The sequence below is a fragment of the Noviherbaspirillum phoenicis genome (assembly GCF_047237965.1).
Classification (GTDB): Bacteria; Pseudomonadota; Gammaproteobacteria; order Burkholderiales; family Burkholderiaceae_D; genus Noviherbaspirillum_A.
Genome location: NZ_JBDFLX010000001.1, coordinates 2,770,310 through 2,782,662, shown reverse-complemented (window position 1 = coordinate 2,782,662; position 12,353 = coordinate 2,770,310). Strand labels below are relative to the sequence as shown.

At 68.3% G+C, this 12,353-nt stretch carries 9 protein-coding genes; 5 read left to right on the top strand and 4 right to left on the bottom strand.

All coding sequences use genetic code 11. The features are described 5' to 3' along the window. Window positions 1-53: 53 nt before the first annotated feature. A complete protein-coding gene (locus tag ABC383_RS12565) occupies window positions 54-299 on the bottom strand; it encodes a hypothetical protein (protein WP_194712460.1) in 246 nt (81 codons plus the stop codon). A 193-nt stretch (window positions 300-492) separates the two neighbouring features. Here ABC383_RS12565 and ABC383_RS12560 point away from each other — a divergent pair, with 193 nt between their 5' ends. The 4 genes from ABC383_RS12560 to ABC383_RS12545 all read left to right on the top strand — a co-directional run bounded on the left by ABC383_RS12560 (window position 493) and on the right by ABC383_RS12545 (window position 8,349). Continuing rightward, complete coding sequence (locus tag ABC383_RS12560; RefSeq protein ID WP_413014390.1) at window positions 493-846, top strand: hypothetical protein; 354 nt, start codon at window positions 493-495, stop codon at window positions 844-846. Between the two features lie 137 nt (window positions 847-983). Further along, the gene (locus tag ABC383_RS12555) at window positions 984-4,364 is read left to right on the top strand and encodes a PAS domain-containing protein (RefSeq protein ID WP_413014388.1); all 3,381 of its coding nucleotides are present in this window, start codon (window positions 984-986) and stop codon (window positions 4,362-4,364) included. After that, on the top strand, window positions 4,361-4,945 hold the full coding sequence (locus ABC383_RS12550; protein ID WP_413014387.1) for a 3'-5' exonuclease: 585 nt from the start codon (window positions 4,361-4,363) through the stop codon (window positions 4,943-4,945). The genes ABC383_RS12555 and ABC383_RS12550 overlap by 4 nt, the downstream gene beginning before the upstream one ends. Further along, a complete protein-coding gene (locus ABC383_RS12545; protein WP_413014385.1) occupies window positions 4,942-8,349 on the top strand; it encodes a CHASE domain-containing protein in 3,408 nt (1,135 codons plus the stop codon). Before ABC383_RS12550 ends, ABC383_RS12545 begins: the two co-directional genes overlap by 4 nt. Before the next feature lie 20 nt (window positions 8,350-8,369). Here the strand turns inward: ABC383_RS12545 and ABC383_RS12540 are convergent, their stop codons facing one another. The 3 genes from ABC383_RS12540 to ABC383_RS12530 form a co-directional block, all read right to left on the bottom strand. Beyond that, a complete protein-coding gene (locus ABC383_RS12540; RefSeq protein ID WP_413014383.1) occupies window positions 8,370-8,804 on the bottom strand; it encodes a hypothetical protein in 435 nt (144 codons plus the stop codon). A 230-nt stretch (window positions 8,805-9,034) separates the two neighbouring features. Then, window positions 9,035-10,564, bottom strand: a complete 1,530-nt coding sequence (locus ABC383_RS12535; protein ID WP_413014382.1) for a CYTH and CHAD domain-containing protein — start codon at window positions 10,562-10,564, stop codon at window positions 9,035-9,037. A gap of 93 nt (window positions 10,565-10,657) precedes the next feature. Next, window positions 10,658-11,014 (bottom strand): hypothetical protein, encoded by a 357-nt coding sequence (locus ABC383_RS12530; protein WP_413014380.1) that lies wholly within the window; start codon window positions 11,012-11,014, stop codon window positions 10,658-10,660. Window positions 11,015-11,271: 257 nt separating this feature from the next. On the opposite strand from ABC383_RS12530, the gene pstS reads away from it, so the two are divergent. Further along, a complete protein-coding gene (gene pstS / locus ABC383_RS12525) occupies window positions 11,272-12,312 on the top strand; it encodes a phosphate ABC transporter substrate-binding protein PstS (protein ID WP_413014378.1) in 1,041 nt (346 codons plus the stop codon). Window positions 12,313-12,353 lie beyond the last annotated feature (41 nt).

The following is a 12,353-nucleotide window of genomic DNA, read 5'->3' as shown; positions in this document are numbered from 1 at the left end:
ACCAGGCCGGGAGGCGCCGGGGACGTCATCGGGCATGAGGGCTGGCGTGGCGTTCAAGGCCAGGGCGCGGGCGCGACGCTGACGAACTGGGCGCCGCCTTCGGAGGGCGCCAGCGCCTCGCCCCTGGGATGGCGCACGCGCTGGCTGATGGCATGCACCGCTTTCCTGACATCCTCGAAGTCAGCCAGGGAAACCGGACGCTCCCGGTCCGGCCAGCTGGTGACGGCCCATTGCATCAGGTCCTGGAAACGCTGCTCCAGGTCGGCCGCAAACTGCTCTTTATCGGTCTGATCACTCATTGCAACACCTCGCTCGCAGTTCGTATACCGGTCGATTTTACTGTAAGAAGCCATTTGCCCCCGGCATTCAGTCAAGCCCTGGCCGGATTGGAAAATCAGCGTTTTCCTACGCAATGGCCGCCGCCTCTCTGACACCAGCGCGAAAGGCTTGCGCCTATGATGCAGAATTGTCAGGAAAACAAGGAGACTTATCGTGGCCAGCAGAACGACAGGACCGGCCGGACCGGACAATGGCGCGCCAGCCGGCGTCGAGCCGGCAAAGAATCGCAGCGGCCATCCGCAGGATGGCAGCCAGCTGCAGACCGTGGTCGAAGAGCAGCTTTTTATCGAAACCGCGAAGGACGACCAGTTCAGCGAAATGCCGGGCGACCCGCGCTCCCAGCCGCCGCATCAGCAAAAGACAAAACAGGCTACGCAGGGCGCCGCCCCGGCATCCGATCTTGTACCTCCCGAGCAGGCACGCGAGACCACCCCGGAAAGCGCGCCGGAAGAGCCGGTGGAAGGCCTGGTGCTGGGCAACTCGGGATTCCCGGCCAGGGGCAATTGAGGCGGCCGGCATGGCTGGTTTGTTCCGCAGCGTGTAAAGGCAATTGTTTTGCCACCCTTGGCAGCATTACCATTTAGAATTTCAGGCTCCACATGCCAACTCCCTGCGCCGGCTCCCGGCCCAAAGCCTGAATCTGAATGAATGCGATTATTCGGTTGAATCCGGAAGCGACACGTTCGCGCCTGTGCGCCCTCGACTGGTCTGCCACGCCATTGGGGCCGCAGCAGGCATGGTCGCCGGTATTGCGCACCGCAGCCGATATCCTGTGCAACGCGCCGCTGCCCATGCTGCTGCTGTGGGGGCCGCAGCATACGCTGATCTACAACCAGGCCTTCGCCGCGCTGGCCGGCGAGCGCGATGCCGACGCCTTCGGCAAGCCGGCCGCGGCCGCGTGGCCGCAACTGCTGCCGGCCGGTGGCGACGGTCGCGAAGGCGTGCCGCAATGCCAGCATCTTTCCATTGGCCGGCAGGCGTTCGACCTGTATTACACCCCGCTGGGCAGGAATGGCGCCGAGGACGGCAACGATGCCGGCTACCTGGTCACGGTTACCGAACCAGCGCCGCAGGCGCAGGCCAGCCCGGACAGCGGCATGGTGCGGCGCCTGCACGAAGCGATCGCCGCGGAACGCCTGGAAGCCGACACCCAGCGCCATGCGCGCGCCGACGAGAGCGAATTCCTGCGCAGCCTGTTCGAGCAGACGCCGGGCTTCACCGCGGTGCTGCGCGGCCCGCGCCATGTGTTCACCGTCGCCAACGCGCCCTACCGCCACCTGGTGGGACGCGAGGACATCATCGGCAAGCCGGTCCACGAGGCGCTGCCGGAAGTGGTGGAGCAGGGCTTCGTGACGCTTTTGGACCAGGTCTATGCCAGCGGCGAACCCTACATCGGCAAGGAAATGCAGTTGAAGCTGCGCGGCGCCAACGGCAGCGCGCCGCGCACCGTGCTGCTCGATTTCGTTTATCAGCCGATACGCGACCCGTCCGGCGCGGTGACCGGCATCTTCGTGCAGGGCCTCGATGTGACGGAGCAGACCGCCAATGCCGAGCGGCTGCGCATCGCGCAGGAAGCCGGCGGCATCGGCAGCTTCGAATGGTTTCCCGATACCGACCAGCTGGCGTGCTCCGACACCTATCGCCGCCTGTGGGGATTGCCCGACGGCGTGCCCGTCACCGGCAGCATGCTGGTGGCCATGGTCAGCCCGCAGGACCGGCACGAGGTCGGGCCGGCCAAACTGGCGCGCGACGCCAATCCGCTGGAATATGCCGAATACGAGATCACCCGCGCCGACAACGGCGAAAAGCGCTGGCTGGCGCGGCGCGGCAAGGTGATCGAGCGCGACGGCCGCAAGCGCTACCTGGGCGTGGCCTTCGACGTCACCCACAGGAAGCGCATCGACCAGGCGCTGCGCGACAGCGAGGCGCGCATCCAGCAGAGCAATGAATTCATCCGCCTGCTGCTGGACTCGACCGAGGAAGGCTTCTATTCGATCGACCGCAATGGCCGCACCACCCTGTGCAACCGCGCCTTCATGCGCATGCTGGGCTTCACCCAGGCCTCGCAGGTCATCGGCAAGCCGCTGCACGACCTGATCCACCACAGCCATCCGGACGGCGCGCCTTACGCGCCCGACGAATGTCCGATCCTGCGCACCGCCCGCACCGGCGAGTCGGCGCTGGTCGACGAGGAAGTGTTCTTCCGCGTCGACGGCAGCAGCTTCCCGGTGGAGTACCGCTCGCATCCGGTGCGCCGCAACGGCGTGCTCGAAGGCGCGCTGTGCACCTTCACCGACATCACCGCGCGCCGCCAGCACATGGCCACGCTGCGCGACCTCAATGAAACCCTGGAGCAGCGCGTGGTGGAAGAGATCAGCCGCCGCGCCGACGCCGAGAACGCGCTGCGCCAGGCGCAGAAGATGGAAGCGATCGGCCAGCTGACCGGCGGCGTCGCGCATGACTTCAACAATGTGCTGCAGGTGGTCGGCGGCAACCTGCAGCTGCTGCAGGGCCAGCTGGCGGGCAACCAGGCGGCGCAGAAGCGGCTCGACACCGCGCTGGCGGCGGTGCTGCGCGGCGCCAAGCTGGCGTCGCAGCTGCTGGCCTTTGCCCGGCGCCAGCCGCTGCAGCCGGTGGTGATCAATCTCGGCGACCTGGTGCGCAACATGGACGACCTGCTGCGGCGCGCGCTGGGCGAGGCGGTCAGCGTCAGCACCGTGGTCGCGCCGGACCTGTGGAACACCCTGGCCGACCCCGGCCAGATCGAGAATGTGATCCTGAACCTGGTGATCAATGCGCGCGACGCCATGCAGGGCGAGGGCCGGCTGACGCTGGAACTGGCCAACGCGGGCCTGGACGGCCAGGCATTCGGCGCGGCCGACGCGATACCGGCGGGCGACTATGTGATGCTGGCCGTCAGCGACACCGGTTCCGGCATGTCGCCGGCGGTGCTGGAAAAGGCGTTCGAACCCTTCTTCACCACCAAGCCGGAAGGCGAGGGCACTGGCCTGGGCCTGTCGATGGCCTACGGCTTCGTGCGCCAGAGCGGCGGCACCATACGCATCTACAGCGAGGTCGGCGTCGGCACCACGATACGCATCTATCTGCCGCGCTCGACCCAGGCCAAGGACGCCTTGCCCGACCTGCTGTCGGGGCCTGTCATCGGCGGCAATGAAACCATCCTGGTGGCGGAAGACGATCCCGATGTGCAGTCCACCGTGGTCGACATCCTGAGCACGCTGGGCTACCGCGTGCTCAAGGCCGACGACGGCGAGGGCGCGCTGGTGATCCTGCGCAGCGGCATGCATATCGACATGCTGTTTACCGATGTGGTGATGCCCGGCCCGGTGCGCAGCGTGGAACTGGCGCGCCAGGCGCGGCTCCTGATCCCCGACATCGCCGTGCTGTTCACCTCGGGCTATCCGCAGAACGCGATCGTGCATGGCGGCCGCCTGGACGAGGGCGTCGAACTGCTGTCCAAGCCCTACCGGCGCACCGACCTGGCGCGCAAGATCCGCCATATCTTCGCCAACCGGCAGCAGGCGATGGGGCGCAGCGCTGCGCCGCCGCCGGCGCCGCCACCGCTGCCGTCCGCATCCGAACCGGCATCGGCGGCCGGCCAGCCGGCGCCGTCCGCCGATGCCACCGATGCCGCTGATGCCGCGCTGCGCATCCTGGTGGTGGAAGACAACGAGGATTCGCGCATCCTGGTGTGCGAGCTGCTTTCCACGCTGGGACACGAAGTGACCGGCGTGGGCAGCGCCGAGGAAGCGCTGGAGGCGTTGAAGGACGGCGTCTTCGACACCCTGTTTACCGATGTCAGCCTGCCCGGCATCTCGGGCGTGGAACTGGCCAAGAAGGCCGCCGTCATGGTGCCGGGCCTTTCGATCATCTTCGCCTCGGGTTACGGCGCCTCCATCAGCTCCCACCTGAGCATCCGCTCGCGTTCCCTGGCCAAGCCGTACGACCTGAACCAGTTGCGCGCCGTGCTGGCAGCGGTTGCAGCCGATGCGAGCGCCGCGTGACGGCGCCGGACGATCCGGCCGACCTGCCGCCCTACGCGGGGCTGGACCCGGCCGGCATCACGCTGGTCAGGGACAGCGCCGGCGCCGCCGCTGCGCGCCGGGTGCTGGAAGCCGCCGATGCGCTGGGCTTCGACACCGAGTCGCGTCCCACCTTCGTGCGTGGCGAAGCGTCCAGCGGCCCGCACGTGGTGCAGCTGGCCACCGACAGCCACTGCTTTCTCTACCAGGTCGACCATCTTGCCGACCTGGCCGACCTGCGCGCCGTGCTTGAATCGCCCGGCCTGGTCAAGGCCGGTTTCGGCCTGGGCGACGACCTGCGACGCCTGGCGTCGAAATGCGACATCCATTGCGGCGGCGTGCTGGACCTGGCGCAGCTGCTGCGCCCTAACCGGCGCGAGGCGATGGGCGTGAAGAAAGCGGTGGCCGGCCTGCTCGGCCGGCGCATGGAAAAATCCAAGCGGGTCGCCACCACCAACTGGGCCAGCCGCAAGCTGAGCGAACGGCAGATGCTGTATGCCGCCAATGACGCGCATGCGGCGCTCTGCGTTTATCGCGCCTGGGTCGCGGGGCAGGCCCGATGAATCAGGGACAGGGCCGCGCGGACGCCGCCCTGTCCGGCGCGGCGTCCGCGGACGACGCGGCGCGCGTGCCGTTGCTGTCCTGGCTGCTGCCGCTGCTGGTGCTGCTGCTGTGCCTGGGGCTCACTGCGCTGGCCTGGCATGAGGCGCGCAGCGCCGCCGCCCGCAGCCAGCAGCAGGACTTCGACTACCAGGTCCGCCGCATCCTGACCCTGCTGCAGCAGCGCATGGCGACCTATGAACAGGTGTTGCGCGGCGCCCAGGGCTTCGTCGGCAGCCACGCCATGGCCGAGCGCGCCGACTTTGCCCGGTACGTGGCCACGCTGCGGCTGGAGGAAAGCTTTCCCGGCATCCAGGGCATCGCCATCGCCGAGCTGATTCCGGCCAGCCAGCGCGAGGCCCACGTGGCGCGGGTACGTGCGCAGGGCGTGGGCGACTATGCCGTCCGCCCCGATGGCGAGCGGCCCATCTACAGCGCCATTGCGCAGATCGAGCCGGCCACGGCAATGAACCTGCGCGCGCTGGGTTACGACATGCTGACCGAGCCGGCGCGGCGCGACGCGATGGAACGCTCGCGCGACAGCGGCATGGCGGCGCTGACCGGCAAGCTGCGGCTGGTGCAGGAGCAGGAACCGCATGTGCAGTCGGGCGTGATCGTCTACCTGCCGGTGTACGGCCGCGCGCTGCCGCTGGACACCGTGGCGCAGCGGCGCGCCGCGCTGGTGGCCTGGGTCGGCGCGCCGTTCCGCATGGACGACCTGATGCTGGGCCTGCTGGGGGAGCGCGCCGGCGACGTGCGGCTGCGCATCTTCGACGGCGTGGACATGGCCGAAGACGCCCGGCTATATGATTCGGCCGTCGCCGGCAATGCCGCCCCGGCCCAGCTGCAGGCGCTGCGCCGCCTGCGCATTGCCGACCGCGACTGGACGCTGGCCGTCGACAGCACGCCCGCATTCGAGGCGCGCTTCAACAGCGGCGCGCCGATGCTTGTCGCCGGCGCCGGCGCCGGCATCGGCGTGCTGCTGGCGCTCCTGGTGTGGCTGCTGGCAAGCGGGCGCAGCCGCGCGCTGGCGCTGGCCGGCAGCATGACGCGCGCACTGCGCGCCAGCCAGCTGCGCTGGCAATACGCGCTGGAAGGCGCGGGCGACGGCGTCTGGGACTGGAACAACCATACCGGCGAAGTCGTGCTGTCGCGGCGCTGGAAGGAAATGCTGGGCTACGACGAGTCCGAGGTGGAAGACAGCGTTGCCAGCTGGGACAGGCTGATGCATCCGCAGGACAGGGAGCGCGCGGTGCAGGTGCTGCGCGACTATGTGGCTGGCGCCCTGCCGGACTATGCCCAGGAAATCCGCATGCGCTGCCGCGACGGCAGCTGGAAGTGGATCCTCACGCGCGGCATGGTGGTCAGCCGGGACGCCCAGGGCAGGCCGCTGCGCACCATCGGCACCCATACCGACATCAGCCGTCTCAAGCAGAACGAGGACGCGCTGCGCGTGGCCTACAGCGCCACCGCGGCGGAGCAGCAGCGCATCCGCGTCATCCTGGAAAACTCCTATGACGCCTTTATCGCCGTCGGTCCCGACGAGCGCATCACCGACTGGAACGTGCAGGCTGAACGCACCTTCGGCTGGAGCGCGCATGAAGCCATAGGCCGCAGCCTGGCCGGCCTGATCATTCCCAAGCAGCAGCGCGCCGGGCACCTGGCCAGCTTCGCCCGCTTCATCGAGCGCGGCGACGGCGCCGGGGGCCGACAGGAGATCATGGCGCTGCATCGCAGCGGCCGCCTGATCCCGGTCGAGCTTGCGCTGGCTGCCATGCCGCACGAAGGGGGCGGCTATGCCGCCACCGCGTTCGTGCGCGACATCAGCGACCGGCGCGAGGCCGAGCGCCTGCGCGCCGAGCATGAGCGTTCGCTGGAAGAGGCGCGCGCGGCGCTGCACCATGCGCAGAAGCTGGAGGCGGTCGGCAAGCTCACCGGCGGCATTGCCCACGACTTCAACAATGTGCTGCAGATCATCAGCGGCTACCTGCAGCTGATGCAGCGCGAGGTGGCTGCCGGCGGCATGCTGGCGCGGCAGATGGCGCGTGCGCTGGACGCGGTCGATCGCGGCGCGCGGCTGGCGTCGGGCCTCCTGGCCTTTGCCCGGCGCCAGCCGCTGCAGCCGGTGGCGGTGAACCTTGCCCGGCTGGTCCGCGGCATGGAAGAGCTGCTGCGCGGCGCGCTGGGCGAATCGACCACGCTGGCCATCCATGCGCCCGAGGCCCTGTGGAACACCCTGATCGACCGCGACCAGCTGCAGAACGTGATCCTGAACCTGGCCATCAACGCCCGCGACGCGATGGATGGCGTCGGCAGCGTCGACATCACCCTGGACAACCTGACGCTGGCTGCCGGCGAGCTGCGTTCCCGGCCAGACCTCCCCGCCGGCGACTATGTCGTGCTGGCGATGAAGGACAGCGGCACCGGCATCACGCCGGAAGTGCGGGAGCGCGCATTCGAGCCGTTCTTCACCACCAAGGCCGAGGGCGCCGGCACCGGCCTCGGGCTGGCGATGGCCTACGGCTTCGTTGCCCAGAGCGGCGGGCATATCGATATCGACGGCGTGCCCGGCGCCGGCACCACGGTGCGCCTGTTCCTGCCGCGCAGCACCGCGTCGGAAAGCGCGGCGCCGGAGGCGGCCGGCCCGGCGCCGCAGGGCGGCAACGAACACATCCTGGTGGTGGAGGACGATGAGGCGGTCCGGGATTCGGTCTCCACGATGCTGGGCCAGCTGGGTTACCGGGTGCGCAGCGCCGGCGACGCGCAGGCCGCGCTCGACATGCTGCGCCAGGGCGTGCCGGCCGATCTGGTGTTTACCGACGTGGTGATGCCGGGCGCGCTGCGCGCGGCGGATATGGTGCGCGCAGCCCTGGCGCTGCGTCCCGGCCTGGCCGTGCTGTACGCCTCGGGCCATACCCGCGGCGCGGTGCTGCAGGGCGTCAACGGCGCCGAGCCGCTGCTGCTGAAAAAACCCTACCGGCGCGAACAGCTTGCGCTCGGCGTGCGCCAGGCGCTGGCCCAGGTCGCAACGCCGCGCACGGCGCAGCGGGTGCTGGTGGTGGAACAGCAGGAGGATTCGCGCCAGATCGTCTGCGACATGCTGTCGCTCCTGGGCCATGCGCCGCACGGCGTGGCCAGCCTGGACCAGGCGCGCGAGGCGCTGGCCGGGTCGGCGACGGACGTCATGCTGGTCGCCGACGATGTCGCCGACCGCGCTCAGGCAGGCGACGTCGCAAGCGCCTATCCGTCGCTGCGGCTGGTCATGGTGGACGAAGCGCCGCAGGGCGTGGCGGCGGCCCTGATCGACAAGCCCTACCGCATGGATGCGCTGCGCATGGCTATAGCCGGCGCCGGCGCCGGCTCCTAGGAGCCGGCGCGGCGGGAGAATTATTTCTGCTTGCTGGGACGGCCCGCCTTGACCGGCGTGAGCGTGCCGAGCGCCTGCTGGATCTCGGCGACGTCCATCTTGCGCAGCAGCGACACCGCCACCCGCAGCAATTCGCTCTTTTTCACCGCCACGCCTGCCTTGATGCAGGTTTTCTTCATGTCGGCCAGCACCTCGTATTCGGCTTCCGGCATCGTGAAGCTGTCGCGCACCAGCTTCTGCTTCTTCGCCTTGGGCTTGTCCTTGTCTTTATCCTTGTCCTTCTTCTTTTCGGTGACGGGCGCGGCGGGCTGGGCAGTCTCCTGGTCCAGCGCCACCTCGGGCAGCATCACTTCAGGCGAAGCCACGGTCGGCGCAAGCGCCGCCAGGACTTTCCTCTGCCTGGGCACGGCGGGTTTCCTGGTGGGTAAGGACAGTTCATTGGAATCTTTTGCCACGAAGCGCTCCCGAAATTAATTGTATAAATAATATATCCAGTTCCGCCGGCGCCGGCAATGGTCGGGCATGCCGGTGAAACGGGCTGCCGCCAGCGTGCCGCGCCTGCGGGACCGCATGGCCGGGACGCCAAGCTTGCCGGCCCGATGACGAACGATTGCAGCGCGACTTCATCATGGCTGGATGACGTCCTGATGACGCGCCGGCGGCGGCCGCCAGCGCATGCGTTCCGTCATCCTGGCTGCGGCACCCGCCGCAGGCTTTTCCAGCGCTTGCACAGCTTGCGCAGCGCGTCCGGCTCGCGCGCCTGCAACAGGCCGCAGGCGAATCCGGCGGCCAGCGCCTGGGACGGCTGGCGTTGCGCCAGGTCGCGCAGCAGGCCCTGGGCCACCGCGGCATCGTTGAGCCCGCCCAGGCTGTCCTGCAGCGCCGTCAGCGCCCGCACGAACGGCCGCACCTGGCGTTGCGGATACAGGCTGGACAGGAACTCCGTGGCGTAACGCATGCGCTTGGCGGCAATACGCAGCCGGTGCCGGGCCGGCGCGTCGGCATGCGCGAGGTTGCGGGCGCGCCGCTTCATCCGGCGCTCGCCCTGCTTCAGCACGCGCCGGGCAAAGCGGCCAACCGGCGCGGACAGGGCCTGGCGCTGTTCCGGCGACGCTTCATGCTGCCAGCGCGCGCCATGCAGCCAGGCGATTAGCTTCAGCAGCAGCCGGGCATAACGGGCCGAGCCCACCGCCTGCGCGGCGCGGGCGCGATTGCCGTCGGCCTGCGCCTGGGCCGCCTGCTGCAGCGGCGGCAGCAGCGCGTCGTTCTGTTCATGCATCAGGTCCGACAGGGTGTCGCCGGCAAGCACTTCCCAGTCGCGCGCCGCGCCCAGTTCGCCGCCGAGCCAGCGCAGTTCCTCATCCAGCCCGGCCGGCAGCGGCGCCAGCGCCTCGAACATCTTCAGCAGCGAACGCAGCCGGCGCAGCCCGACCCGCATCTGGTGCACATGCTCCGGGTCGCCGCCCTGCATCACGCCGGCCTCGTTGCCCTGCATCTGCGCAATGCAGTTGCCGGCGATGGCCTGGAGCGCCTGTTCCACCGCCATCGCGCCGGCCAGTTCGACCGGGGCCGCCTTGACCAGCGGCGGCGGCGCCGGATGCATCATCGCGTAACCGCGCGCGCTCTTGCTGGCATTGCCCAGGCGCAGCGGGATGTCGTCCAGCAGCGCCAGCGCGAAGTCGAACAGCGGCGCGGCGTCGCCCGATTTGACTTCCAGTTCGATCTCGCTGATGGCCTCGCGCTGTTCGCCACGGCGCAGTTCGCCCTGGTCCAGCACCAGTTCGGCCTGCCGGCCCTCGCCGAAGTCCAGCAGCCAGGCGGTGCGGTCGATGCGGTTGGAAAACACCGGCGCGATTGCCTCCTGCAATTTGGTATCAGCCAGCCGCTCGAACCAGGCGCTGCCATGGCCGACGGCCTCCCGCAGCGCCGCCAGGTCGGGCGCCTCGGCATCGACCTCGGTCTCCCATTCGTTGCGGCTGTGCAGCCCGCCCTGGACCTGGTTGCCGTCCTTCAGCGTCTGCACCCAGGCATTGTCGGCATGCCGCACCCGCAGCGCCGCCCGGTGGCGGCTGAAATACAGGTCGGGCGTGTCGAAATAGGTGGTGTCCATCTGATGCCGCGTCGGCGCCGCGCCGGCATGTTTTTTCAGCAGCGGATGATCAACGAGGGCCTGCGCATGCGCGGGCTCGATCAGGAGCTTGAGTTCGATTTCCATAAGGCGGCCGCTACGAAGGGGGAGGGCCAGTATAGCCGGCGCTATGGCCGGGCCCGTTGGCAGAGCGCAAGCCGCCGGCCACGAAGGCGGCGTTCAGATCACCGTGTATTCCGGCAGCCGGATCACCCGCATGTTCAGCGACGCATACATCAGCTCTTCATGGGAATTGACCAGCCGGACTTCATACGCGCCCTGCTTGCCGTTGCCGAAGCGGATCTCGCTGGCCAGTTCCTCCCAGTCGGTGCGGTCGCGGATGTCATCGGTTTCCAGGCACAGGAACACCAGCAGGTCGGCGTCGACCTTGCTCAGCGCATTCAGGCCCACCCGCACCAGCGCGCTGGGAATGCGGTCGTCGATGATCATGCCGTAGACCTTCATGCCCTCCGGATAGCGGAACTGCTGCTCGGGGCTGCTGCTGCTGTCGTTCGTGTTGTTCACTGTTTCCATCATGCTTTCCTCCGGTGGTGTTTGACCCAGGGCGGGCGTCGCGTGGCCGATGGCGCACGCCGGCTGTGTGCGGGCTTTCCAAATGGAGTGCCTGGAACACCAAAGATTCCTTGCAACCCTTGACGCAAACCCGCTCCGGGCGCGATTGGCAGCCAGTTCCTGCCCGGTACGCCGCTGTCACGCTGTTGTCACAGTGATTGGCTACAGTGCGCGCAGTTCGTTTGTCGCAGTCAGCTTGTTCATCACTCAAGGGAAACATCATGTTCAAAGCCATCAGGAAATCCATGGCAGTCGCCGTCGGCGCTGTTGTTCTCGTTGCTTCCGCCCACGCCGCGGACATCACCGGCGCCGGCGCCACCTTTCCCTACCCGATCTATGCCAAATGGGCGGAGGCCTACAAGAAGGCCACCGGCACCGGCCTGAACTACCAGTCGATCGGCTCCGGCGGCGGCATCAAGCAGATCAAGGCGAAAACGGTAGACTTCGGCGCCTCCGACATGCCGCTGGCGGCCGAGGAGCTGGACAAGGAAGGCCTGCTGCAGTTTCCGGCGATCATGGGCGGCGTGGTGCCGGTGGTGAACCTGGACGGCATCGCCGCCGGCCAGCTGAAACTGACCGGCCCGGTGCTGGCCGACATCTACCTTGGCAAGATCACCAAGTGGAATGCAGCCGGCATCGCGGCGCTGAACCCGGGCGTGAAGCTGCCTGACGCCGACATCACCGTGGTGCATCGCGCGGACGGTTCCGGCACTTCCTTCCTGTGGACCGATTACCTGTCCAAGACCAGCCCGGACTTCAAGAGCACGGTCGGCGCCGGCACCGCGGTGAAATGGCCGGTGGGCGTGGGCGGCAAGGGCAATGAAGGCGTGGCCGCCAACGTGCAGCGGATGAAGGGCGCGATCGGCTATGTCGAATATGCCTATGCGAAGAAAAACAATATTGCCCATGTCCAGCTGAAGAATCGCGACGGCCAGTTCGTGCAGCCGGACGATGAAACCTTCAAGGCCGCCGCCGCCAATGCCGAATGGTCCAGGACACCGGGCATGGCCGTCGTGCTGACCGATCAGGCCGGCAAGAACGCCTGGCCGGTGACGGGCGCTTCATTCATCCTGATGCATCGCAGCCAGGCCGACTCGGCCAAGGGGCGCGACGTGCTGAAGTTCTTCGACTGGGCCTACAGGGAAGGCGGCGCGATGGCCGCCGAACTGGATTACGTGGCCATGCCGCCGGCGGTGGTGAAGCAGGTGGCCGACCTGTGGAAAGGCGAAGTGAAGGACGGTGGCGGCAAGGCCATGTGGTAAGTCGCCCCGTCCATGGCGCTGAGCTCCCGGCTCGAAAAGCG

Coding starts and splice junctions, on each gene's coding strand:
- ABC383_RS12535 (WP_413014382.1), bottom strand. CDS start 10,564: ATGGAAATCGAACTCAAGCTCCTGATCGAGCCCGCGCATGCGCAGGCC.
- ABC383_RS12555 (WP_413014388.1), top strand. CDS start 984: ATGAATGCGATTATTCGGTTGAATCCGGAAGCGACACGTTCGCGCCTG.
- ABC383_RS12530 (WP_413014380.1), bottom strand. CDS start 11,014: ATGATGGAAACAGTGAACAACACGAACGACAGCAGCAGCAGCCCCGAG.
- pstS (WP_413014378.1), top strand. CDS start 11,272: ATGTTCAAAGCCATCAGGAAATCCATGGCAGTCGCCGTCGGCGCTGTT.
- ABC383_RS12545 (WP_413014385.1), top strand. CDS start 4,942: ATGAATCAGGGACAGGGCCGCGCGGACGCCGCCCTGTCCGGCGCGGCG.
- ABC383_RS12565 (WP_194712460.1), bottom strand. CDS start 299: ATGAGTGATCAGACCGATAAAGAGCAGTTTGCGGCCGACCTGGAGCAG.